We start from the raw sequence: 18,939 nt of genomic DNA, 5'->3' as shown, positions 1-18,939 counted from the left end.
ACTCGACAGGAGTATTTATATTGCGCCCGTTACGTGGGCTTCGACTGTAAATCAGAAAGGAGAAAACACCTATGACGACCTACGATCGTAACCGTAACGCAATCACCACTGGCAGCCGTGTTATGGTTAGCGGCACCGGTCACACTGGCAAGATCCTGTCGATTGACACTGAAGGTCTGACCGCAGAGCAAATCCGTCGCGGTAAAACCGTGGTTGTTGAAGGTTGTGATGAAAAACTCGCGCCTCTGGACCTGATTCGTCTCGGCATGAACTAAGCGTGTGAATGCCGCCGATGGCGGCATTGCTGTTTTTACCTCTCGATATATTTCGCCACGGTCGCTTTCGCGCCATGCGCTAATAGAGACAAGTACGCTTCCGTCACCTTTGCAACAAACAAGTTATTGTTCGGCAAATTATCACCAAATATCGCCTTAATCGCCATCAACGACTGCACACGCGTTTTCCCTTCGGCACTACTTTGCACAGCCTTTTGAATGACCGCTAGTAACGGATCGCTAATCTCAATCTGATTTCCCTGTTCATCAACACCACCAACATAACGCATCCAACCAGCGACGCCCAGCGCCAACAGATCGAACGCGCTGTCATGCGCCAGATGCCAGCGAATTGAATCCAACATCCGCTGTGGCAGTTTCTGACTACCGTCCATTGCAATCTGCCAGGTTCGGTGGCGTAAAGCCGGGTTGCTGTAGCGTTCAATCAATCGATCGGCATAATTTTGCAAATCTACACCCTGTACTTTCAGCGTGGGCGCCTGTTCCTGCAACATCAAGGCATGTGCTGCATGACGATAATTTTCATCTTCCATACAGTCGTTAATGTGCTGATATCCCGCCAGATAGCCCAGATAAGCCAGGAAGGAGTGGCTGCCGTTGAGCATACGCAGTTTCATCTCTTCATAAGGCAGCACATCGCTGACCAGTTCAGCGCCTGCTTTTTCCCATTCCGGGCGTCCGGCAACAAAATTATCTTCAATCACCCACTGACGGAACGGCTCACACGCCACGCCTGCCGGATCGCGCACGTTGGTAAGTTGTTCGATTTTATCCAGCGTTTCCGCCGTCACTGCGGGTACAATGCGATCCACCATTGTCGATGGGAAAGTCACGTTTTCCTCTATCCATTGCGCCAGTTTTACATCCACTGCTCTGGCGTATGAAGTGACAACGTCACGCATAACGTGACCGTTTTCTGGCATGTTGTCGCATGACATAACGGTAAACGCGGGAAATCCTGCGGCTTTACGGCGAGCCAGCGCCTCGACAATCACGCCTGTTGCTGTTTTCGGCTGGTGGGGATTTTGCAAGTCGGCAGCTACCATCGGGTGATCCATCATTAACTGTCCGGTCGCCGGAGAGTGGAAATACCCTTTTTCGGTGATTGTCAGAGAGACAATTGCGATTTGCGGTTCACACATCGCGGCCAGCACGGCTTCTAAGCCATCAATTTGTACGTGCAGCGCCTTTTTCACGACGCCAACGACGCGAGCGGTCCACGCATCAGCCGACATTTCCGCAACGGTATAGAGATTATCTTGCTGTTTAAGATCGACGATTTGCTGTTCGCCGCCAATCAGATTCACTTCATAGTAGCCCCAATCGCTGTGATGCTGGGCAGCCAGGATATCGGCATACACGCCCTGATGCGCGCGATGAAATGCGCCAAACCCTAAATGAACAATTTTTGGCGTCAGGTTATTACGATCATAAACAGGGAGTGTCGCTTTTGCGGATAACAAATTATTTCCCATGACGTTTCCTTTAATTTAAATATGGCAAGCTGAATGGTTTGTTATATGAATAAAAATCCCTCCTCACTAAGAGAAGGGATTCTGGATTTACAGACTTGTTGAAGGTTGCGCAGCTCTTACAACGCGCGGTTGATCTTCTGCAGCATCTTCCAGCGCACTCAAATCGCGGTCTTTAACTTCTGGCATTTTCAGCGCGGAAATTAAGCCGATGACGGAATAAGCCATAATCATTATTGCAATCGGATACCAGGATCCTGTCATGTTACAGAAAATACCGGCCAGAATAGGACCAAACCCTGAAGCGATAAGACCACCAATTTCTTTAGATATTGCCATTCGGGTAAAGCGGTTTTTACAGCCGAACATCTCTGCCATGGTAATGTTTTCCAGGGCAAATAATCCCAACACCGCACAGTTGTGAATCACAATGAGAGCAACCATGATGGTGCCCGGTGCATAGCTTTTATCTACAATGATAGAAAGCATTGGCCACGCCAGGACAATAGCTGAAGTATTCATAATGATATAAGGAATACGACGCCCAATTTTATCGGATAACCAACCGAGGAAAGGAATCGTCATAAAACCGATAATAGAACTGATCATTAATGCATCTGTGGGAATTGCTTTATTAAACAGCAAAGTTTGCACTAAATAACCAGCAAGGAAAGTTTGAATCAGACCTGAGTTTCCTGCCTGTCCAAAACGCAGACCTGTTGCCAGCCAGAAGGATTTGCTCTGGAACATGCTACCGACAGGTGCAGGTTTTGCTGTAGGTTGGTTGCTGTCGTTAACCTTCTCAAAAACCGGGCTTTCTTTCAGGTTCATTCGCAACCAGATAGCAAAGACCATCACGACAACGCTCGCCAGGAACGGTATACGCCATCCCCATGCCAGCAGTTCTTCTTTACTAAGAATAAAGAACATAAAGGCCCAGATTGCCGTTGCGCTCAAGGTTCCGCAGTTAGTACCCATAGCCACAAATGAGGAGATAATTCCGCGCTTACCTTTCGGCGCATATTCCGCCAGCATCGTACCGGCACCGGAAATTTCCGCACCTGCCCCCAGCCCCTGAATAATACGCAACGTCACCAGCAAGATTGGCGCAAAAACACCAATCTGCGCATAGGTCGGCAACACACCAATTAAGGTAGTACAGATCCCCATCATGGTGATGGTAATAAAGAGCACTTTTTTACGCCCTATTCTGTCGCCCATCCGAAAATAAATGCTCCGACAATACGTGCAACATAACCAGCACCGTAAGTTCCCATTGCCAGAATTAACGCCATTGCGGTTGACGATTCCGGAAAAAATATTTCATGGAATACTAACGCTGCACCGAGCGAGTATAACTGAAAATCCATAAATTCAAGTGCCGTACCTAACCATCCTGATACCGCTGCCTTCACTAAATCCTTAGTGCTTCTTTCATGTTTATCTATTGTCATAATTGTTATCTCTAAATAAGAGGTAAGATGCGTAATGCTTATTCGCTATTATTGGTATTATTCAGAAAACGTGAGTAAAACTTTGCAACAATGCTTTTGATCCTTTTCAAATAATGAAATGGCATCAGCAACATGCAGATAATCAAATGTATGGGTAATTAATTTATCAGGATTAATTAACCCTTTGCTTAACCAGTCGATAACTACCGGGAATTTATTGGCATTTAACCGGGAAGAAAAAATAGAGAGTTCCTTGCCGGTAATTCCCTGCTGAATGACTTCAGACGGTTCACTGGAGAAGCCCATTAACACAATTCGTGCCGCCGGAGAAGCCAGCATAACCGCTTCTTTCAAAATGGAAGGATGGCAAGCAGCATCAATAATTAATGTTGGTTTGATGCCCTTTTCAGCGAATATTTCGCCAAGCGATGTCTGGCTGTTATTAATCGCCCAGTCTGCCTCGCTCTCTTTCGCTTTATCCAGTCGTTCATCAATACGATCGGCGACAATCACATTTTTAACGTTATAAACACCTTTCAATACCTGAACGATAGTCAGACCAATCGGGCCGGCACCATAAACCAGCACGGTGTCATCTTCAGTCGGCTGACCGTGTCCAGTAACGTTCGCCGCAATGGTAAAAGGTTCGATCATTACAGCGAACTGATCAGCCACCCCATCGGGAATTTTCCACGCATTCTTCGCCGGAACGACTGCATATTCGCTAAAACCGCCATCAGCGTGAACACCTAATACAGCTAAAGTTGTGCAAACGTTGGGTTTACCCATTGAGCATGGATAACAATGTCCGCAGCTGACTACGGGATCTACCGCAACACGTTCGCCAACTCTGGCGTTATCCACACCTTCACCTACGGCATCAATCACGCCAAAAAATTCGTGACCAATGACGCGCGGATATTTCGCAAACGGATTATGACCGCGATAAATGTGACTATCCGATCCACAAATTCCCGCGAGTTTCACTTTTACTCGAACTTCCCCCACTGCCGGGGTCGGAATTTCACGTTCGATAATCGCCAGTTGATTCGGTTTTTCAATTAAAATACTTTTCATTATTGTATGACTCCTTACCAGTTCCATAGCGTGCCATCTTCCAGACGTGCGACTGGTAGATAGGCAGGTTCGTAGGGATATTTTGCCGCCAGCTTTTCATCGAATTCGATGCCAATGCCTGGCTTATCACCAGGATGCATATAGCCGTTATCGAAGCTCCAGTTGTGCGGGAAGACTTCAAGCATTTGTTCTGAATAGCCCATATACTCCTGGACGCCGAAATTCGGCACCCACAGGTCAAAGTGCAACGCCGCAGCCATGCAGACTGGCGACAAATCGGAAGGATCATGTGAGCCAGTACGTACCTGGTAAAGCGAAGCAAAATCGGCAATTCTGCGCATACCTGTGATGCCGCCAGCGTGGGTCAGCGTTGTACGGATATAGTCGATGAGTTGTTCTTCAATCAGCTGTTTGCAGTCCCAGATGCTGTTAAAGACTTCACCCACCGCAATTGGCGTTACGGTATGTTGGCGAATGAGGCGGAAGCACTCCTGGTTTTCTGCGGGTGTCGGATCTTCCATCCAGAACAGGCGATAATCTTCAATACTTTTGCCAAAGCGTGCCGCCTCAATGGGTGTTAAACGATGGTGCATGTCATGCAGTACATGCTCATTAAAGCCAAACTTATTGCGCACTGCGTCGAACAGTTTTGGCATAAAGTCGAGATATTTTTCCGTTGACCACAACTGCTCTTCTGGCCACTGCCCTTTGGTCGCTGGTTCATAAGCCAGCCCTTTTCCTTTGGACATACCGTAAGTCGTTTTCATACCGGGAATACCGCACTGCACGCGGATAGCTTTGAATCCCAGTTCTTGATGGCGAGCGTAATCATCCAGTGCTTCATCAATACTGTGACCGGTGGTATGACAATAGACCATTACGCCTTCACGGGAAGCCCCACCTAACAGTTGGTAAAGCGGCATGTTTGCGGCTTTGGCTTTAATGTCCCACAGCGCCATATCAACAGCGGAAATAGCCGACATGGTGACAGGGCCGCGACGCCAGTAAGCGCCTTTATAGAAAAACTGCCAGATATCTTCGATACGATGGGCATCGCGGCCTATAAGTTGCGGACAGATATGATCCTGCAAATAGGACGCAACGGAAAGTTCGCGCCCGTTCAGAGTGGCATCACCAAGACCGGTAATACCGTCCTCGGTGGTGATTTTTAAGGTGACGAAATTACGTCCCGGACAGGTAACAAAAACTTCAGCCCCTACGATCTTCATGTTCTATTCCTTGCATCGCTTGTCGTGATGCATGAAATCTACGCAACTGAGCTACTACCATACAAGTATTAAGATCAAGAAAAGCCAGAGCGATCACAAAAAAAGGCGCATATTTGCGCCGTGAATAGTTCTAAAAACAGTCAAACTTTATTGTTTTTTCGGGGATCGACTAGTGCGTATATTATTGATAACAAAACATGAGTTATATCAGATAAGTCAGGCGCGTCCCCAGCCAGCAACAATAATCAACATGCCGAAAAGTGCAATTATCGCTCCCGTCCAATCGTAGAGACTGAGCTTCACTCCATCCACAACCCGCAGCCACAGGAGCGCCGTACAGACATAAACACCGCCATATGCTGCATAAACTCGCCCACTTGCTGCTGGATGCAACGTTAACAGCCAGACGAAAAGCGCCAGGGAAATTCCCGCCGGAACCAACAACCAGACACTGGCATTCCGTTTCAGCCACAGCCAGGGCAAAAAACAACCAATGATTTCACACAAAGCGGTAGCAAAAAACAGTAATGTTGTTTTAATCATCTTTGTCACTCATTGACATCATGTATATTTATAGGACGACATAATATCATCAACATAGACATCCTCTGGTACGTTTCGCGTTCACAGTGGATCGTGTAAAATCGCCCTTAATCATTCATGTAAGGAATAGATCATGAATATCACTCTCTGCAAAAAACTCAGCCTGCTCGCTTTTCTGCTGCCTTGCGCACTGGCATTTAGCGCAACTACCCATGCAGAAACCAACAAACTGGTGATTGAATCTGGCGACAGCGCACAGAGTCGCCAGCAGGCAGCAATGGAAAAAGAGCAATGGAATGACACGCGTAATCTGCGTCAAAAAATCAACAAACGCACCGAGAAAGAATGGGATAAAGCTGACGCCGCATTTGATAACCGCGATAAATGCGAGCAGAGTGCCAACATTAATGCCTACTGGGAGCCGAATACTTTACGCTGCCTGGATCGTCGTACTGGTCGCGTAATCATCCCCTAACCTGTTATTGATATAAGGAATGTAAGGACACGTTATGACTAGCGCCCACAGTGTTAAGCTACGTCCGCTGGAGCGTGAAGATTTACGCTATGTGCATCAACTCGACAATAACGCCAGCGTGATGCGTTACTGGTTTGAGGAGCCCTACGAAGCCTTCGTTGAACTCTCTGATCTGTACGATAAACATATTCACGATCAGAGTGAACGTCGTTTCGTCGTGGAATGTGATGGCGAAAAGGCAGGTCTGGTGGAACTGGTAGAAATTAACCACGTCCATCGCCGCGCAGAATTTCAGATAATCATCTCCCCGGAATACCAAGGTAAAGGTCTGGCAACCCGCGCCGCGAAATTAGCGATGGATTATGGTTTCACTGTTCTTAATCTTTATAAGCTTTATCTGATTGTTGATAAAGAGAATGAGAAAGCGATTCATATATATCGTAAGCTCGGTTTTACGGTCGAAGGTGAACTGATGCATGAATTCTTTATTAACGGTCAATATCGTAATGCCATTCGCATGTGCATATTCCAGCATCAGTATCTGGCGGAACATAAAACGCAAGGGCAAACTCTACTAAAACCGACCGCGCAATAGTATTAATAATAATCAATGGTATTTTTGATGGTGTAAACCCGTTCGACGGCGGGTTTTACTCCCTCATCCACAATGATTAATTGGCAGTCCACTGGATTCGCGTGGCTGTCATATTCACAAGTCTGTCTGACATTACCAACCTGTTGATTATTCAGTAAAGTAATTGCCGTATAATCCAGTTTTTTGATCGGGTCCGTTGATGGCGTGGCGCTGACAGATAACGTTTTGTCGTTACTTTTCGTCGTTTTCCCCAGCGGATAACCCTGATCATCATAGTGATATTCCATCTGCATCTGTTTGCTGCTGGCCTTAACCACGAAACCATTATCATCAGTTTCCCAACTTACACCGGCAGAAGGTAATTCTGCTAACTGGCATTTTCCCTGTAGACGTACTCTTTTCTCCAGCGTCTGTGCATCCCGATAATAATTTGCATCCAACACCAGGGTAATCACGGTATTATTTTCCAGATCCAGTAATTCGAGGGAATCAAAACAGCCCTCTTCCGATAAATTCCCCGAAACACGTTTCGTGACTTCCCCTTGCTCATTCATTAACGTCTGAGTGAAATCTTTAACCGGCCCACGCAGCGGGTCAAAATCAAATTCATTAGAGAAACTGGCCATTTCTGGCGTTAATGAAAGAGTTACCTCTGTACGGTCACATCCTGTGAGTATTATCGCAAGGAAACATGGCAGTAATTTGTAATTCACATCAATCACCAGACAGTAGAGATGATTCTCAATCATAGTAGTAAATACAGTAATTTACACGTGAAATGCTATGCTTATTTAGTAATATTCATGTAAGGAGCCAATGATGAAAATCATAGCCTGCAGTGCCGCACTTCTGCTCACCCTGGCCTCATCCACAGTGCTCGCCGCGTCGGATTCATGTGAGCGCATAAAAAGTGATATTTCACAGCGTATTATTAATAACGGCGTACCAGAAAGTGGCTTCACTTTAAGTATTGTGCCGAATGATCAGGTCGACCAGCCTGATTCACAGGTCGTCGGGCATTGCGCTAACGACACGCATAAAATTCTCTACACCCGCACCACCAGCGGTAATGTTTCTGCCCACACCCAGCCAACCCATGATAATGAGCCTGCTGAATCGCATTAATAAACCTGTGACTGCCTGATACGATGCTTACGCATCATATCAGGCCTGCCGTGTGGTATTGTTATGCGCAGGCAGTGTCCGCTAGCTGGGACACCTGCGGTGAGATGATCGGGCGTGCGCTCGTTTATGGCCTGCACATGACGTCCGGAATGACCATCGCAGGTTAACAAATTGGTGCGGGATAAACCGCACGTTTCAGGATGATAGGAATGACGCATTTCTCACAACAAGATAATTTTTCTGTCGCGGCGCGCGTGCTGGGCGCGCTGTTTTATTACGCTCCTGAGAGTAAAGAAGCCTCTCCACTGGTTTCTGCGCTAACCAGTGACGATTGGGTCACCCAGTGGCCTTTATCACAAACGTCATTAGCGCCGCTGGCAACGGCTTTTAAGGAAGAATGTGAAGAGTCGCGTACTCAGGCCTGGCAACGATTATTTGTCGGGCCGTGGGCGCTACCCTCTCCTCCGTGGGGATCTGTCTGGCTGGATCGCGAATCGGTGCTGTTTGGCGATTCTACTTTGGCGCTTCGTCAATGGATGCGCGAAAAAGGCATTCAGTTTGAAATGAAACAAAACGAACCGGAAGATCATTTTGGTTCGCTGCTGTTGATGGCAGCATGGCTGGCAGAGAACGGTCGTCAGACCGAGTGCGAAGAGTTGTTGGCCTGGCATCTTTTACCGTGGTCAACACGCTTTCTTGAGGTGTTTATCGAGAAGGCGGAACACCCTTTTTATCGCACGCTCGGTGAGCTGGCTCGTTTAACGCTGACACAATGGCAGTCACAGTTGCTGATTCCTGTCGCGGTAAAACCCCTGTTTCGCTGAATAATCCTGAGTAAGACCGAAGGGCGTAAACTGCACGCCTTTCGGCTCCAGTAAGTGACAACGTCACGCTTAATACCACATAAAGCACGCACAGCTTTTGCGCCAGGCTTCTTTTCCCGCAAAATAGAGACCCGTGTTTAATTTGCCGTTTCTGCTCATGCAACATCTACATGTCTACCCGGATCTGCGCACCATGTTCCGCCGCCTGCTTATCGCAATGGTCGTAGGCATTCTGGCGGCCTTTGCCGTTGCAGGGTTTCGTCATGCGATGCTGCTACTGGAGTGGCTGTTCCTCAATAATGACTCCGGCAGTCTGGTCAATGCAGCAACGAACCTTTCTCCGTGGCGTCGGCTGCTAACGCCGGCGCTCGGCGGACTGGCGGCTGGTTTGTTGCTGATGGGTTGGCAGAAACTCACTCAACAACGCCCCCATGCGCCTACCGATTATATGGAGGCGTTACAAACCGATGGGCAGTTTGATTACGCCACCAGTCTGATTAAATCCTTCGCTTCTTTGCTGGTGGTGACCAGCGGCAGCGCCATTGGTCGTGAAGGTGCGATGATCCTGTTGGCGGCACTTGCTGCATCCTGGTTTGCCCAACGTTTTACCCCACGCGAAGAGTGGAAATTGTGGATTGCCTGTGGCGCGGCTGCGGGGATGGCAGCAGCCTATCGCGCCCCACTTGCCGGGAGTTTATTTATTGCCGAAGTATTGTTTGGCACCATGATGCTGGCCTCCCTTGCACCAGTAGTAATCTCTGCCGTAGTGGCATTGCTTATTAGCAATCTTCTTAATCACAGCAATGCTTTGCTCTACAGCGTGCAACTCTCCATGATGATTCAGGCTCGTGACTATGCACTGATTATCAGTACAGGCGTGCTGATGGGTTTGTGCGGTCCATTGTTTTTAAAGCTAATGAACGCCAGTCATCAGGGTTTTATTAATCTAAAACTTGCACCGCCCTGGCAACTGGCATTGGGAGGGTTAATCGTGGGTCTGCTTTCCCTGCTCACTCCTGCCGTGTGGGGCAACGGCTATAGTACGGTGCAATCCTTTTTAACAGCCCCGCCACTGTTTATGGGCATTGCCGTGATCTTCCTCTGCAAGCTAGTTGCCGTGCTGGCCAGCAGTGGTTCCGGCGCGCCTGGGGGCGTGTTTACGCCGACCTTATTTATCGGACTGGCAATTGGCATGTTGTATGCCCGGAGCCTGGGGTTATGGTTTACTGACAGTGAAGGAATTACGCTTTTACTTGGGCTAACCGGGATGGCAACACTACTGGCTGCGACTACACATGCGCCCATTATGTCGACACTGATGATATGTGAAATGACCGGGGAGTATCAGCTACTCCCCGGTTTATTGATTGCTTGTGTGATTGCGTCAGTAATGTCGCGGACGTTACATCGTGACTCTATCTACCGCCAGCACACTACGCAGCATGGATAAGCGGATATATTGCCCCAGTTCACGCTGTTCTGCGCGAGGCAGATAAGGAAGCTCACCAATAAGCGGTGCCGGGAGTTTTTTACCCAATACATCAATGATTTCAGCGTAATGTGCTAACCCTGGGTTGATACGGTTAGCCACCCAGCCAATCAGCGGCAGTCCGTCGTTGGCAATCGCCTGTGCGGTCAGAAGCGCATGGTTAATACAACCTTCCTGAATACCTACCACCATCAACACGGGTAGCTGCTCCTGAACCACCCATTCAGAGAGCGGACGCAGGTCATTCATCAGGCTACGCCAGCCACCAGTACCTTCAACAACCACATGGTCGACTTTATCAGTCAGATTAGCCAGGCCATTTGAAATAAGGGTGTAATTGATCGGGCAACTGTGCGCCACACTGCTTTCTTCTTCGCTTAACGCTATGGGATTGACTGCTTCATAAGGCAGTTCAATTGATGAAACACTCTGCAACACCAGGGCATCTTTATTACGTAGCCCATCAGGTGTCTCTTTGCTCCCCTTCGCCACGGGTTTATACCCCGCAACCGTTTTTCCCTGGGAGGCTAACGCTTGTAGCAATGCGCGGGAAACCACTGTTTTCCCCACAGAAGTGTCTGTACCTGTTATAAAGAAACGCTTCAGCATCACTAACTCCACCGTTATGCTTCACAAATATAAGCCAGGAAAATAATTCAACTTTGGAAGTCTAAGTTATGCGTTCCTGGCTCAATTTGAGATAGCGCAAATTTTGGTAGAACAGTTAAAAAATGTTAACCCTGCAACAGACGAATCAACAAAGAACCGTTATACATCGCGTCTTTTACCAACGCCGCCCCCGCCATCGTCCCCTGATTAGAGAACTGGGTACTCTCGACGCTAATATGCTGGCTGTAGGCGGGAAGCGCCTGCTGACGGATACTGTCAGAAATTACAGGGAACAGGATCTCTGCAGCTTTGCTTAGCGGCGAACCAATCAGTATTTTTTGTGGGTTGAATAAATTCACCATAATGGCAAGAATCCGCCCGACGTGCGTCCCCACGCCAGTAATAATATCTTTTGCCAGCAGATCGCCCTGCAACGCAGCCAGACACAATGAATCCACAGTTAATGGCTGCCCATGTAACATCGAACTCATAGATTGATTCAAACGTAATTGTGCAAGCTCAAGAATACTATCAACACTAGCAATGGTTTCCAGGCAGCCGTGGTTACCGCAATAACAGCGTTTCCCGTAGGGATCGACCTGAGTGTGACCAATTTCCACAAGGCTACTGCTTCCCGCGTGTAGCAAATGACCATCGGTAATCACACCAGCACCCACGTTGTGATCAATCACCACCTGAATCACATCGCGTGCTCCGCGTGATGCGCCGAACAAGGCCTCAGCCATCGTCCATGCGCTAATATCATGCTGAATATAAACCGGTACACCGGTGTGCTGCTCCAGTACTTCGCCGAGCGGCATCTCTTTTACGTCCTCATAGAACGGCATACGGTGCACAATGCCATTTTCCGTATCAATAATTCCCGGCAAGGTTATGGCAATCGAAGTTAGACGCTCCAGTTTTTTCTGATGGCGGATAAAAAACTGATCAATATGATTAATGATGCGATCCAGCAGTGGCGAGTCATCTTTCAACGCCAGCTCCTGCGACTCTTCCACCACCAGTTTGCTGCTCAGATCGCGCAGGGCAAGGAAAATCTCCCCGCGACTAATGCGCAAAGAAAGATAGTGCCAGGCTTCGGTTTCAACCACTAGCCCCACCGCTGGACGACCACGGTTCCCCGCTTCTTTAATTTCCAGCTCTTGCACCAGGTGCGCTTCGAGCATTTCACGGACAATTTTGGTGATACTGGCTGGCGCCAGTTGCGCCAGCCGGGAAAGATCGATACGCGAAACTGGACCAAGCTGATCAATCAGGCGGTAAACCGCGCCCGCGTTGGTCTGCTTTATTTGATCAATGTGCCCAGGCTGGTTTTCAGCAACCACCGCATACTCCCTATATTTTCGCGCTCCGAAATAATCTGTAGGTTATGGTGAAGTACTTCAATATGCGTCGTCAAATTTTTACTTCGTCATGTGATTGACAGCACATTTTTCGGTTTTTTTTGCTGAATTATCCCTCACCGGAGTGCATTCATCAGCTGAATACGAAAGTTTCGCGCTGCCGGGCTTTGTTCACGATGCTTTGGCCAAACCAGCCACATTTCAGAAACCGCATCCTCTTCAGCAATAGGTAACCAGCGCATTTCATTGAGTTGGACACGTTTAAAAGAGGCGGGCAAAATCGAAACACCAAGACCGGCGGAAACCAGACCGATGATCGTCATCGCCTCGCCCACTTCCTGGGTGATGACCGGAGTCAGATTATAACGCCGCATCAGGCCAATAATGTCGTCATACAGCCCTGTCCCTACGTGCGGATCAAAAAAAACAAACGGCTCTTTTGCCAGTTCCGCCAGCGTTACCTTCGGTTTATTTGCCAAAGGATGATCGTGCGGGATCATCGCCATAAGCGGTTCATGCACAATAACCGCGTGATCCAGCGTCTCCGGCAACACGGTGTTTCGTAACAACCCCATATCGAGCGTCCCTTCGGTAAGAGGGTCTATTTGCTCGCGAGTATTCATCTCACGCGTCTGCAAATGGACATCAGGAAATTCACAGCGAAATAGCGATAAGGTATCAGACACTGCGCGAATAAAGGGTGCCGACGAGGTAAAGCCAATGCGTAACTCTCCCGCTTCTCCCTGATGCAGACGCTCAGCGCGAGCGGCTGCGTCATCCACCATAGACAGGATTTGCCGACTATCAGCAAGGAACTGCTTTCCTGCTGCCGTAAGCAGCACGCTGCGGTTGGTTCGTGCCAACAGTCGCGCGCCAATTTGTTGCTCCAGAGCCTGAATCTGCTGACTTAGCGGCGGTTGCGAAATGTTCAGGCGGGCAGCCGCGCGTCCAAAATGCAGCTCTTCCGCAACGGCAACAAAGTACCGGAGGTGACGCAATTCAATATTCATATCTTAAACATCTTATTTGAGATTATTAATATATTAGACATAACAATTCGATTTTCCTACTCTATTCCTAATCCCACATCACGGGCATAATTAGCAAGGATTTCAAGTGAGTCGTACTACAACTGTTGATGGCGCTCCGGCAAGCGACACTGACGAGCAACCCCTTTCCCAGCCAAACGAATTCATTAAACGCGGTACACCGCAATTTATGCGTGTCACCCTGGCGCTATTCTCTGCCGGGCTGGCAACCTTCGCGCTTCTCTATTGCGTGCAACCTATTCTTCCGGTGCTTTCGCAAGAATTTGGCTTAACGCCTGCTAACAGTAGTATTTCACTGTCCATTTCAACGGCGATGTTAGCTATCGGTTTGCTGTTTACTGGCCCGCTATCCGATGCCATTGGTCGCAAGCCAGTGATGGTGACGGCGCTACTGTTGGCCTCCATCTGTACGTTACTTTCGACAATGATGACCAGCTGGCACGGCATTTTGATTATGCGCGCCTTGATTGGCCTGTCGTTAAGTGGTGTAGCTGCTGTTGGTATGACCTACCTTAGCGAAGAGATCCACCCCAGTTTTGTGGCCTTTTCAATGGGACTGTATATCAGCGGCAACTCGATTGGCGGCATGAGCGGGCGCTTAATCAGCGGTGTATTTACTGACTTCTTTAACTGGCGAATTGCGCTGGCGGCTATCGGCTGTTTCGCCCTGACCTCGGCGTTAATGTTCTGGAAAATTCTCCCGGAATCACGTCATTTCCGTCCTTCTTCGCTGCGCCCAAAAACACTGTTTATTAACTTCCGTCTGCACTGGCGCGATCGGGGACTCCCCTTATTATTCGTCGAAGGTTTTTTGCTGATGGGCTCATTCGTAACGCTGTTTAATTACATCGGCTATCGGTTGATGCTCTCCCCATGGCATGTTAGCCAGGCAGTGGTTGGGTTATTATCGCTGGTCTATTTGACAGGCACCTGGAGTTCGCCAAAAGCAGGCACCATGACTACCCGCTTCGGTCGTGGCCCGGTGATGTTATTTTCGACAGGTGTTATGCTTTTGGGTCTTATCCTGACATTGTTCAGCTCACTTTGGCTCATTTTTATCGGTATGATGCTTTTCTCAAGCGGATTTTTTGCCGCTCATTCTGTTGCCAGTAGCTGGATTGGCCCTCGTGCTAAACGCGCCAAAGGCCAGGCTTCTTCGCTTTATCTATTCTGTTACTACCTGGGTTCAAGCATTGCCGGAACATTAGGTGGCGTCTTCTGGCATAACTATGGCTGGAACGGCGTCGGTGCATTTATTGCCCTGATGCTGGTGGTCGCTATTCTGGTCGGAACACGTTTACATCATCGGCTGCACGCCTGAAAAAATAAGTCCGGACGATGTGTTAAATTTCTGTCCGGACTTATTGCTTGCTCAACTCAACGTTAATAACCACCCCAAAATAGACGAAGCGCCTGCCATTTCTCGCAGAGCATCTAACGTCATCAGGATAATAAATACCCAAATTAGCGGATTCATTTTGCTGTGTGTCATTTATTGCAAATACACAGTGATTCTACCAATTTATAGGTAGTGAAAAAGTTAAGTTATTCAATACTACCGATATTGGTGGGAAATTCGCCTTACGTTACAATACGTTATTATTTCCTTCGTCATCGTTATCCGCTTTGTACATATCGTTACATGCCGAAACCAACCACTCACGGAAACCTGTCATTTCCAGAGATATAGTCATGACATCGGCCCCGCAGTGGGGTTGCATAAAAAACAAAATTGAGGGTATGACAATGAAAAAAGTATTAGCTCTGGTTGTTGCCGCTACTATGGGTCTCTCTTCTGTCGCATTTGCTGCAGAAACTGCGACCACGCCTGCTCCGACTGCTACAGTCACCAAAGCAGCGGCTGCAAAAACAACGCATCATAAAAAACAGCATAAAGCGGCGCCTGCCCAAAAAGCGCAGGCGGCTAAAAAGCATCATAAAAAAGCGAAAAATGAACAGAAAGCGCCTGAGCAAAAAGCACAGGCAGCCAAAAAGCACAGCAAAAAACACAGCCAGCAGCAATCTGCAAAACCAGTTGTACAACCAGCCGCGTAAGTTTTCGGCAGTAATAATGGCGCGCCCCCTCGCGCCTGAAAATTACGGTGTTAAACGGATAACGTTTAACACCGCCTTTAGCGGAGGGTACTATGGTGGGCCGTTATCGCTTTGAGTTCATTCTTATCACCCTTATTTTATGCGCCCTGATTGCCACCTGTTTTTATCTTTCCTGAGCGTAGTTATCTGATTTTACTCCCACTTTCATCCCGTCCCGTCTATAGTATTTACGAGGGTTTGCTTTTAATAATCATAATTACTCACCAGAGTGTGATATGCGTACAACCATTGCTGTAGTACTGGGTGCAATTAGTCTGACATCTGCATTTGTGTTTGCGGATAAACCGGACGATCATAAATCGACCAATAATGAGGTCAGCACCCTATTTTTTGGTCATGATGATCGTGTATCAGTAAATAACACGAGCCAATCGCCGTGGGATGCGGTTGGGCAACTAGAAACGGCCAGCGGCAATTTGTGTACGGCGACGCTAATTGCGCCGAACCTGGCATTAACGGCAGGACACTGTTTATTAACGCCGCCGAAGGGCAAAGCGGATAAAGCAGTTGCGTTGCGTTTTGTGTCAAATAAAGGTCTTTGGCGCTATGAGATCCACGACATCGAAGGCCGCGTTGATCCGACACTAGGGAAGCGGTTAAAGCCGGATGGGGATGGCTGGATTGTTCCCCCCGCAGCCGCGCCGTGGGATTTCGGTTTGATTGTGCTGCGCAATCCCCCTTCGGGCATTACGCCGTTGCCGTTATTTGAGGGAGATAAAACCGCGCTTACCGCTGCATTAAAAGCTGCGGGTCGTAAAGTGACTCAGGCGGGATACCCTGAAGATCATCTCGATACGTTGTACAGTCATCAAAATTGCGAAATAACCGGCTGGGCGCAAACCTCGGTAATGTCGCACCAGTGCGATACCCTACCAGGTGACAGTGGTTCGCCACTGATGCTTCATACTGATGACGGCTGGCAGTTAATTGGGGTACAAAGTTCAGCTCCTGCAGCAAAAGATCGCTGGCGCGCCGATAACCGGGCCATTTCTGTCACCGGTTTTCGCGACAAACTGGAAGAACTGACCCGGAAATAACGTTCAAACGCTGCCCGCATTATCGGGCAGCGTGTTCATCAGGCAAGTTTCACCATAATCATTCCAGCCAACAGCAAGACCAGACCAACCCAGCCTTTGCGATTTAAACGTTGACCAAACAAGATCCAACCAGCGGCTAACGTGGCAGCAATACCAAACCCGCCCCACAACGCATACGCCACCGACAAATCTATGCCCTTTACTGCCTGGGAGAGTGAGCTAAAGGCCGCAAGCACCGCTGCCAGCGAAAGCAAACCATAGACTTTGCGGCGAAAGCCGTCAGAAAATTTCAAAAAGACGTTAGCAATGATTTCCAGCACGATTGCCAGTGCCAGCCAGGCGGCGTGAACCCATTCAAACTGCGCCATGATTCACCTCCAGCGAGGGTTTACGCACTTTGCGAGTACCAGATTTAATCAACACAATCCCGAGCACCAGGGTTGTTAACCCGGCAATTTTTAGCAGCGATAAGCTTTCGTCAAATAACAGAACACTAAATAGCGTAATAAATAAAATACCGATACCTTCCCACAGAGCATAAGCCACGCCAAGTGCTATTTTTTTCACGGCAAAAGAGAGAAATATATATGACAGCGAAATCATCACCAGCATTAAAATAAAACCGCCGCTTCCCTCACTAACGCTCGCCCATTTCATTGACAGCGTGCCGGTAATTTCTGTGGCAATAGCCAGACCTAATAAAACCCAATAAATATACATCGTCCTTCCCCTGCAAGAGAATTATTTTAACATTCGCTCGACTCAGCGAAACCAAAAGAAAAGTATTCAGCCCAGCGCAGAGCGCCAGCTTTGGCAGAGGAAGGGACTAAAGCGCGTTGCGCCAGTGTTGCTCACCTGCGAGCAAGATGGTGGTTGAGGTACGAAAATGAGTAAATGTAGAAAATAACGTCCTGAACAAATTGTCCATAATATTACAATTATCCGCAGTGTTGCTTCTCGTCATCGCGGATGATAATTGTCCTCGGTAGTTGTACACGTCTGATTTGTATCATAGCTTAAGAATTAACTCAAAACATTTTCATTTCTTTACCTGAGGAGTTTGATTTTCGTTATAATGCCACGGCTAAAAAGAAAATATTATTAGCGAAGAAAGAAAAAATGGGGATACGCATGGCAAAGCCGATCATCACGCTCAATGGTCTAAAAATAGTCATTATGTTGGGAATGCTGGTCATTATTCTCTGCGGTATCCGTTTTGCCGCCGATATCATCGTACCCTTTATCCTTGCCCTATTTATCGCAGTCATTCTTCATCCGCTGGTACAACGCATGGTTCGTTGGCGCGTGCCGCGTGTGTTGGCTGTGTCGATTTTAATGATAATCATCGTGATGGCGATGGTGCTATTACTGGCCTATCTCGGCTCAACGCTTAATGAGCTGACCCGCACTTTGCCACAGTATCGCAGCTCAATCATAAAGCCTCTGCAAGTTCTGGAGCCTTTATTACAACGCGCGGGTATTGATGTCTCGGTTGACCAACTGGCGCATTACATTGATCCGAACGCGGCGATGACGTTGCTCACCAACTTGCTGACACAGTTATCTAATGCCATGTCATCCATATTTTTATTGTTGCTGACGGTGCTGTTTATGCTGCTCGAAGTGCCACAACTTCCCGGCAAACTCCAGCAAATGATGACGCGCCCGGTCGAAGGTATGGCGGCGATCCAGCGCGCCATTGACAGTGTGTCGCATTACCTGGTGCTGAAAACAGCCATCAGCATCATCACCGGTCTGGTCGCCTGGGCGATGCTCGCCGCACTCGATGTTCGCTTCGCTTTTGTCTGGGGATTACTGGCCTTCGCGCTTAATTACATCCCTAACATTGGTTCGGTTCTCGCGGCTATCCCCCCTATCGCTCAGGTACTGGTGTTTAATGGTTTCTATGAGGCGTTACTGGTACTGGCGGGATATCTGCTGATTAATCTGGTCTTCGGCAATATTCTGGAGCCGCGCATCATGGGGCGCGGACTGGGGCTTTCCACACTGGTAGTTTTTTTGTCGTTAATTTTTTGGGGATGGTTGTTAGGGCCGGTGGGAATGCTGCTTTCCGTGCCGTTGACGATTGTTGTCAAAATTGCGCTTGAACAAACGGCGGGAGGCCAAAGCATCGCCGTCCTGTTAAGCGATCTCAATAAAGAGTAACGGCCTCCGCAGAGGCCGTC

General features: G+C 48.3%; 23 protein-coding genes and 1 pseudogene. 11 read left to right on the top strand and 13 right to left on the bottom strand.

Annotation, left to right across the window (positions count from 1 at the left end):
- Window positions 1–71 precede the first annotated feature (71 nt).
- Window positions 72–275, top strand: coding sequence for a putative selenium delivery protein YdfZ (gene ydfZ / locus A7Z29_RS02855; protein ID WP_000214710.1), 204 nt, complete (start codon window positions 72–74; stop codon window positions 273–275).
- Window positions 276–310: 35 nt separating this feature from the next.
- Here the strand turns inward: ydfZ and A7Z29_RS02850 are convergent, their stop codons facing one another.
- The 5 genes and pseudogenes from A7Z29_RS02850 to A7Z29_RS02830 all read right to left on the bottom strand — a co-directional run bounded on the left by A7Z29_RS02850 (window position 311) and on the right by A7Z29_RS02830 (window position 6,071).
- Complete coding sequence (locus A7Z29_RS02850; RefSeq protein WP_032225213.1) at window positions 311–1,771, bottom strand: mannitol dehydrogenase family protein; 1,461 nt, start codon at window positions 1,769–1,771, stop codon at window positions 311–313.
- A gap of 87 nt (window positions 1,772–1,858) precedes the next feature.
- Window positions 1,859–3,222 (bottom strand): annotated as a pseudogene (gene ydfJ / locus A7Z29_RS02845) (MHS family MFS transporter YdfJ).
- A gap of 57 nt (window positions 3,223–3,279) precedes the next feature.
- Window positions 3,280–4,299 (bottom strand): Zn-dependent oxidoreductase, encoded by a 1,020-nt coding sequence (locus A7Z29_RS02840; protein ID WP_105289752.1) that lies wholly within the window; start codon window positions 4,297–4,299, stop codon window positions 3,280–3,282.
- Window positions 4,300–4,313: 14 nt separating this feature from the next.
- Entirely contained in the window at window positions 4,314–5,528 is a 1,215-nt protein-coding gene (gene rspA, locus A7Z29_RS02835; protein WP_105289751.1) for a starvation-sensing protein RspA, read from the bottom strand.
- Window positions 5,529–5,744: 216 nt separating this feature from the next.
- A complete protein-coding gene (locus A7Z29_RS02830; protein WP_010346477.1) occupies window positions 5,745–6,071 on the bottom strand; it encodes a YnfA family protein in 327 nt (108 codons plus the stop codon).
- Between the two features lie 133 nt (window positions 6,072–6,204).
- Here A7Z29_RS02830 and A7Z29_RS02825 point away from each other — a divergent pair, with 133 nt between their 5' ends.
- Together A7Z29_RS02825 and speG are read left to right on the top strand one after the other, a co-directional pair.
- A complete protein-coding gene (locus A7Z29_RS02825) occupies window positions 6,205–6,546 on the top strand; it encodes a DUF1283 family protein (RefSeq protein ID WP_001027858.1) in 342 nt (113 codons plus the stop codon).
- A gap of 34 nt (window positions 6,547–6,580) precedes the next feature.
- A complete protein-coding gene (gene speG, locus A7Z29_RS02820; RefSeq protein ID WP_000199501.1) occupies window positions 6,581–7,141 on the top strand; it encodes a spermidine N1-acetyltransferase in 561 nt (186 codons plus the stop codon).
- Between the two features lie 2 nt (window positions 7,142–7,143).
- Here speG and A7Z29_RS02815 read toward each other — a convergent pair whose 3' ends face one another.
- Window positions 7,144–7,854 (bottom strand): YnfC family lipoprotein, encoded by a 711-nt coding sequence (locus tag A7Z29_RS02815; RefSeq protein ID WP_105289767.1) that lies wholly within the window; start codon window positions 7,852–7,854, stop codon window positions 7,144–7,146.
- Between the two features lie 106 nt (window positions 7,855–7,960).
- On the opposite strand from A7Z29_RS02815, the gene A7Z29_RS02810 reads away from it, so the two are divergent.
- The 3 genes from A7Z29_RS02810 to clcB all read left to right on the top strand — a co-directional run bounded on the left by A7Z29_RS02810 (window position 7,961) and on the right by clcB (window position 10,540).
- Window positions 7,961–8,266 carry a DUF1161 domain-containing protein gene (locus tag A7Z29_RS02810; protein WP_000690952.1) on the top strand — a complete coding sequence of 102 codons (306 nt, stop codon included), beginning with the start codon at window positions 7,961–7,963 and terminating at the stop codon, window positions 8,264–8,266.
- Window positions 8,267–8,475: 209 nt separating this feature from the next.
- Complete coding sequence (dmsD, locus tag A7Z29_RS02800; protein ID WP_000148722.1) at window positions 8,476–9,090, top strand: Tat proofreading chaperone DmsD; 615 nt, start codon at window positions 8,476–8,478, stop codon at window positions 9,088–9,090.
- Between the two features lie 157 nt (window positions 9,091–9,247).
- On the top strand, window positions 9,248–10,540 hold the full coding sequence (gene clcB, locus A7Z29_RS02795; protein WP_071987965.1) for a voltage-gated ClC-type chloride channel ClcB: 1,293 nt from the start codon (window positions 9,248–9,250) through the stop codon (window positions 10,538–10,540).
- Here the strand turns inward: clcB and bioD are convergent.
- The 3 genes from bioD to A7Z29_RS02780 form a co-directional block, all read right to left on the bottom strand.
- Window positions 10,493–11,188: a dethiobiotin synthase gene (gene bioD / locus A7Z29_RS02790; RefSeq protein ID WP_000919217.1), complete on the bottom strand. Its 696-nt coding sequence runs from the start codon at window positions 11,186–11,188 to the stop codon at window positions 10,493–10,495. The two genes, clcB and bioD, sit on opposite strands and share 48 nt — an antisense overlap.
- Window positions 11,189–11,313: 125 nt before the next feature.
- Window positions 11,314–12,534, bottom strand: coding sequence for a sugar metabolism global transcriptional regulator Mlc (mlc, locus tag A7Z29_RS02785; RefSeq protein WP_000225268.1), 1,221 nt, complete (start codon window positions 12,532–12,534; stop codon window positions 11,314–11,316).
- Window positions 12,535–12,668: 134 nt separating this feature from the next.
- Window positions 12,669–13,562: a LysR family transcriptional regulator gene (locus tag A7Z29_RS02780; protein WP_105279404.1), complete on the bottom strand. Its 894-nt coding sequence runs from the start codon at window positions 13,560–13,562 to the stop codon at window positions 12,669–12,671.
- 106 nt (window positions 13,563–13,668) lie between these two features.
- Here A7Z29_RS02780 and A7Z29_RS02775 point away from each other — a divergent pair, with 106 nt between their 5' ends.
- Window positions 13,669–14,922 carry an MFS transporter gene (locus A7Z29_RS02775; RefSeq protein ID WP_000091808.1) on the top strand — a complete coding sequence of 418 codons (1,254 nt, stop codon included), beginning with the start codon at window positions 13,669–13,671 and terminating at the stop codon, window positions 14,920–14,922.
- Between the two features lie 51 nt (window positions 14,923–14,973).
- On the opposite strand, the gene A7Z29_RS23895 is transcribed toward A7Z29_RS02775, so the two are convergent.
- Window positions 14,974–15,078: a KPN_01571 family protein gene (locus tag A7Z29_RS23895; RefSeq protein ID WP_212592170.1), complete on the bottom strand. Its 105-nt coding sequence runs from the start codon at window positions 15,076–15,078 to the stop codon at window positions 14,974–14,976.
- 269 nt (window positions 15,079–15,347) lie between these two features.
- On the opposite strand from A7Z29_RS23895, the gene asr reads away from it, so the two are divergent.
- The 3 genes from asr to A7Z29_RS02760 all read left to right on the top strand — a co-directional run bounded on the left by asr (window position 15,348) and on the right by A7Z29_RS02760 (window position 16,753).
- Window positions 15,348–15,656 carry an acid resistance repetitive basic protein Asr gene (gene asr / locus A7Z29_RS02770; protein ID WP_000756321.1) on the top strand — a complete coding sequence of 103 codons (309 nt, stop codon included), beginning with the start codon at window positions 15,348–15,350 and terminating at the stop codon, window positions 15,654–15,656.
- Window positions 15,657–15,748: 92 nt separating this feature from the next.
- Window positions 15,749–15,832 (top strand): small membrane protein YdgU, encoded by an 84-nt coding sequence (gene ydgU, locus A7Z29_RS02765; protein WP_000233094.1) that lies wholly within the window; start codon window positions 15,749–15,751, stop codon window positions 15,830–15,832.
- A 99-nt stretch (window positions 15,833–15,931) separates the two neighbouring features.
- Window positions 15,932–16,753, top strand: coding sequence for a trypsin-like serine peptidase (locus A7Z29_RS02760; RefSeq protein ID WP_001260826.1), 822 nt, complete (start codon window positions 15,932–15,934; stop codon window positions 16,751–16,753).
- Between the two features lie 38 nt (window positions 16,754–16,791).
- Here A7Z29_RS02760 and mdtI read toward each other — a convergent pair whose 3' ends face one another.
- The 3 genes from mdtI to A7Z29_RS24005 all read right to left on the bottom strand — a co-directional run bounded on the left by mdtI (window position 16,792) and on the right by A7Z29_RS24005 (window position 17,750).
- Window positions 16,792–17,121, bottom strand: a complete 330-nt coding sequence (mdtI, locus tag A7Z29_RS02755; protein ID WP_000046658.1) for a multidrug/spermidine efflux SMR transporter subunit MdtI — start codon at window positions 17,119–17,121, stop codon at window positions 16,792–16,794.
- Window positions 17,108–17,473, bottom strand: coding sequence for a multidrug/spermidine efflux SMR transporter subunit MdtJ (gene mdtJ, locus A7Z29_RS02750; RefSeq protein WP_000276160.1), 366 nt, complete (start codon window positions 17,471–17,473; stop codon window positions 17,108–17,110). Before mdtJ ends, mdtI begins: the two co-directional genes overlap by 14 nt.
- Before the next feature lie 106 nt (window positions 17,474–17,579).
- The gene (locus A7Z29_RS24005) at window positions 17,580–17,750 is read right to left on the bottom strand and encodes a protein YdgV (RefSeq protein ID WP_085948676.1); all 171 of its coding nucleotides are present in this window, start codon (window positions 17,748–17,750) and stop codon (window positions 17,580–17,582) included.
- 134 nt (window positions 17,751–17,884) lie between these two features.
- On the opposite strand from A7Z29_RS24005, the gene tqsA reads away from it, so the two are divergent.
- Window positions 17,885–18,919, top strand: a complete 1,035-nt coding sequence (tqsA, locus tag A7Z29_RS02740) for an AI-2 transporter TqsA (protein ID WP_105289750.1) — start codon at window positions 17,885–17,887, stop codon at window positions 18,917–18,919.
- Window positions 18,920–18,939 lie beyond the last annotated feature (20 nt).

Source organism: Escherichia sp. MOD1-EC6842, assembly GCF_002965705.1.
GTDB classification, from domain to species: domain Bacteria; phylum Pseudomonadota; class Gammaproteobacteria; order Enterobacterales; family Enterobacteriaceae; genus Escherichia; species Escherichia ruysiae.
The sequence above is the reverse complement of the archived record's forward strand: the minus strand, read 5'-3'. Positions and strand labels throughout refer to the sequence as shown.

Excerpts from the sequence above, each read along its gene's own strand:
- mdtJ (WP_000276160.1), bottom strand. The coding sequence starts at position 17,473 with ATGTATATTTATTGGGTTTTATTAGGTCTGGCTATTGCCACAGAAATT.
- A7Z29_RS02780 (WP_105279404.1), bottom strand. The coding sequence starts at position 13,562 with ATGAATATTGAATTGCGTCACCTCCGGTACTTTGTTGCCGTTGCGGAA.
- speG (WP_000199501.1), top strand. The coding sequence starts at position 6,581 with ATGACTAGCGCCCACAGTGTTAAGCTACGTCCGCTGGAGCGTGAAGAT.
- A7Z29_RS02810 (WP_000690952.1), top strand. The coding sequence starts at position 7,961 with ATGAAAATCATAGCCTGCAGTGCCGCACTTCTGCTCACCCTGGCCTCA.
- A7Z29_RS02840 (WP_105289752.1), bottom strand. The coding sequence starts at position 4,299 with ATGAAAAGTATTTTAATTGAAAAACCGAATCAACTGGCGATTATCGAA.
- ydfZ (WP_000214710.1), top strand. The coding sequence starts at position 72 with ATGACGACCTACGATCGTAACCGTAACGCAATCACCACTGGCAGCCGT.
- ydgU (WP_000233094.1), top strand. The coding sequence starts at position 15,749 with ATGGTGGGCCGTTATCGCTTTGAGTTCATTCTTATCACCCTTATTTTA.
- A7Z29_RS23895 (WP_212592170.1), bottom strand. The coding sequence starts at position 15,078 with ATGAATCCGCTAATTTGGGTATTTATTATCCTGATGACGTTAGATGCT.
- A7Z29_RS02825 (WP_001027858.1), top strand. The coding sequence starts at position 6,205 with ATGAATATCACTCTCTGCAAAAAACTCAGCCTGCTCGCTTTTCTGCTG.
- asr (WP_000756321.1), top strand. The coding sequence starts at position 15,348 with ATGAAAAAAGTATTAGCTCTGGTTGTTGCCGCTACTATGGGTCTCTCT.
- A7Z29_RS02760 (WP_001260826.1), top strand. The coding sequence starts at position 15,932 with ATGCGTACAACCATTGCTGTAGTACTGGGTGCAATTAGTCTGACATCT.
- tqsA (WP_105289750.1), top strand. The coding sequence starts at position 17,885 with ATGGCAAAGCCGATCATCACGCTCAATGGTCTAAAAATAGTCATTATG.
- mdtI (WP_000046658.1), bottom strand. The coding sequence starts at position 17,121 with ATGGCGCAGTTTGAATGGGTTCACGCCGCCTGGCTGGCACTGGCAATC.
- rspA (WP_105289751.1), bottom strand. The coding sequence starts at position 5,528 with ATGAAGATCGTAGGGGCTGAAGTTTTTGTTACCTGTCCGGGACGTAAT.
- A7Z29_RS02850 (WP_032225213.1), bottom strand. The coding sequence starts at position 1,771 with ATGGGAAATAATTTGTTATCCGCAAAAGCGACACTCCCTGTTTATGAT.
- A7Z29_RS02830 (WP_010346477.1), bottom strand. The coding sequence starts at position 6,071 with ATGATTAAAACAACATTACTGTTTTTTGCTACCGCTTTGTGTGAAATC.
- dmsD (WP_000148722.1), top strand. The coding sequence starts at position 8,476 with ATGACGCATTTCTCACAACAAGATAATTTTTCTGTCGCGGCGCGCGTG.
- clcB (WP_071987965.1), top strand. The coding sequence starts at position 9,248 with ATGCAACATCTACATGTCTACCCGGATCTGCGCACCATGTTCCGCCGC.
- bioD (WP_000919217.1), bottom strand. The coding sequence starts at position 11,188 with ATGCTGAAGCGTTTCTTTATAACAGGTACAGACACTTCTGTGGGGAAA.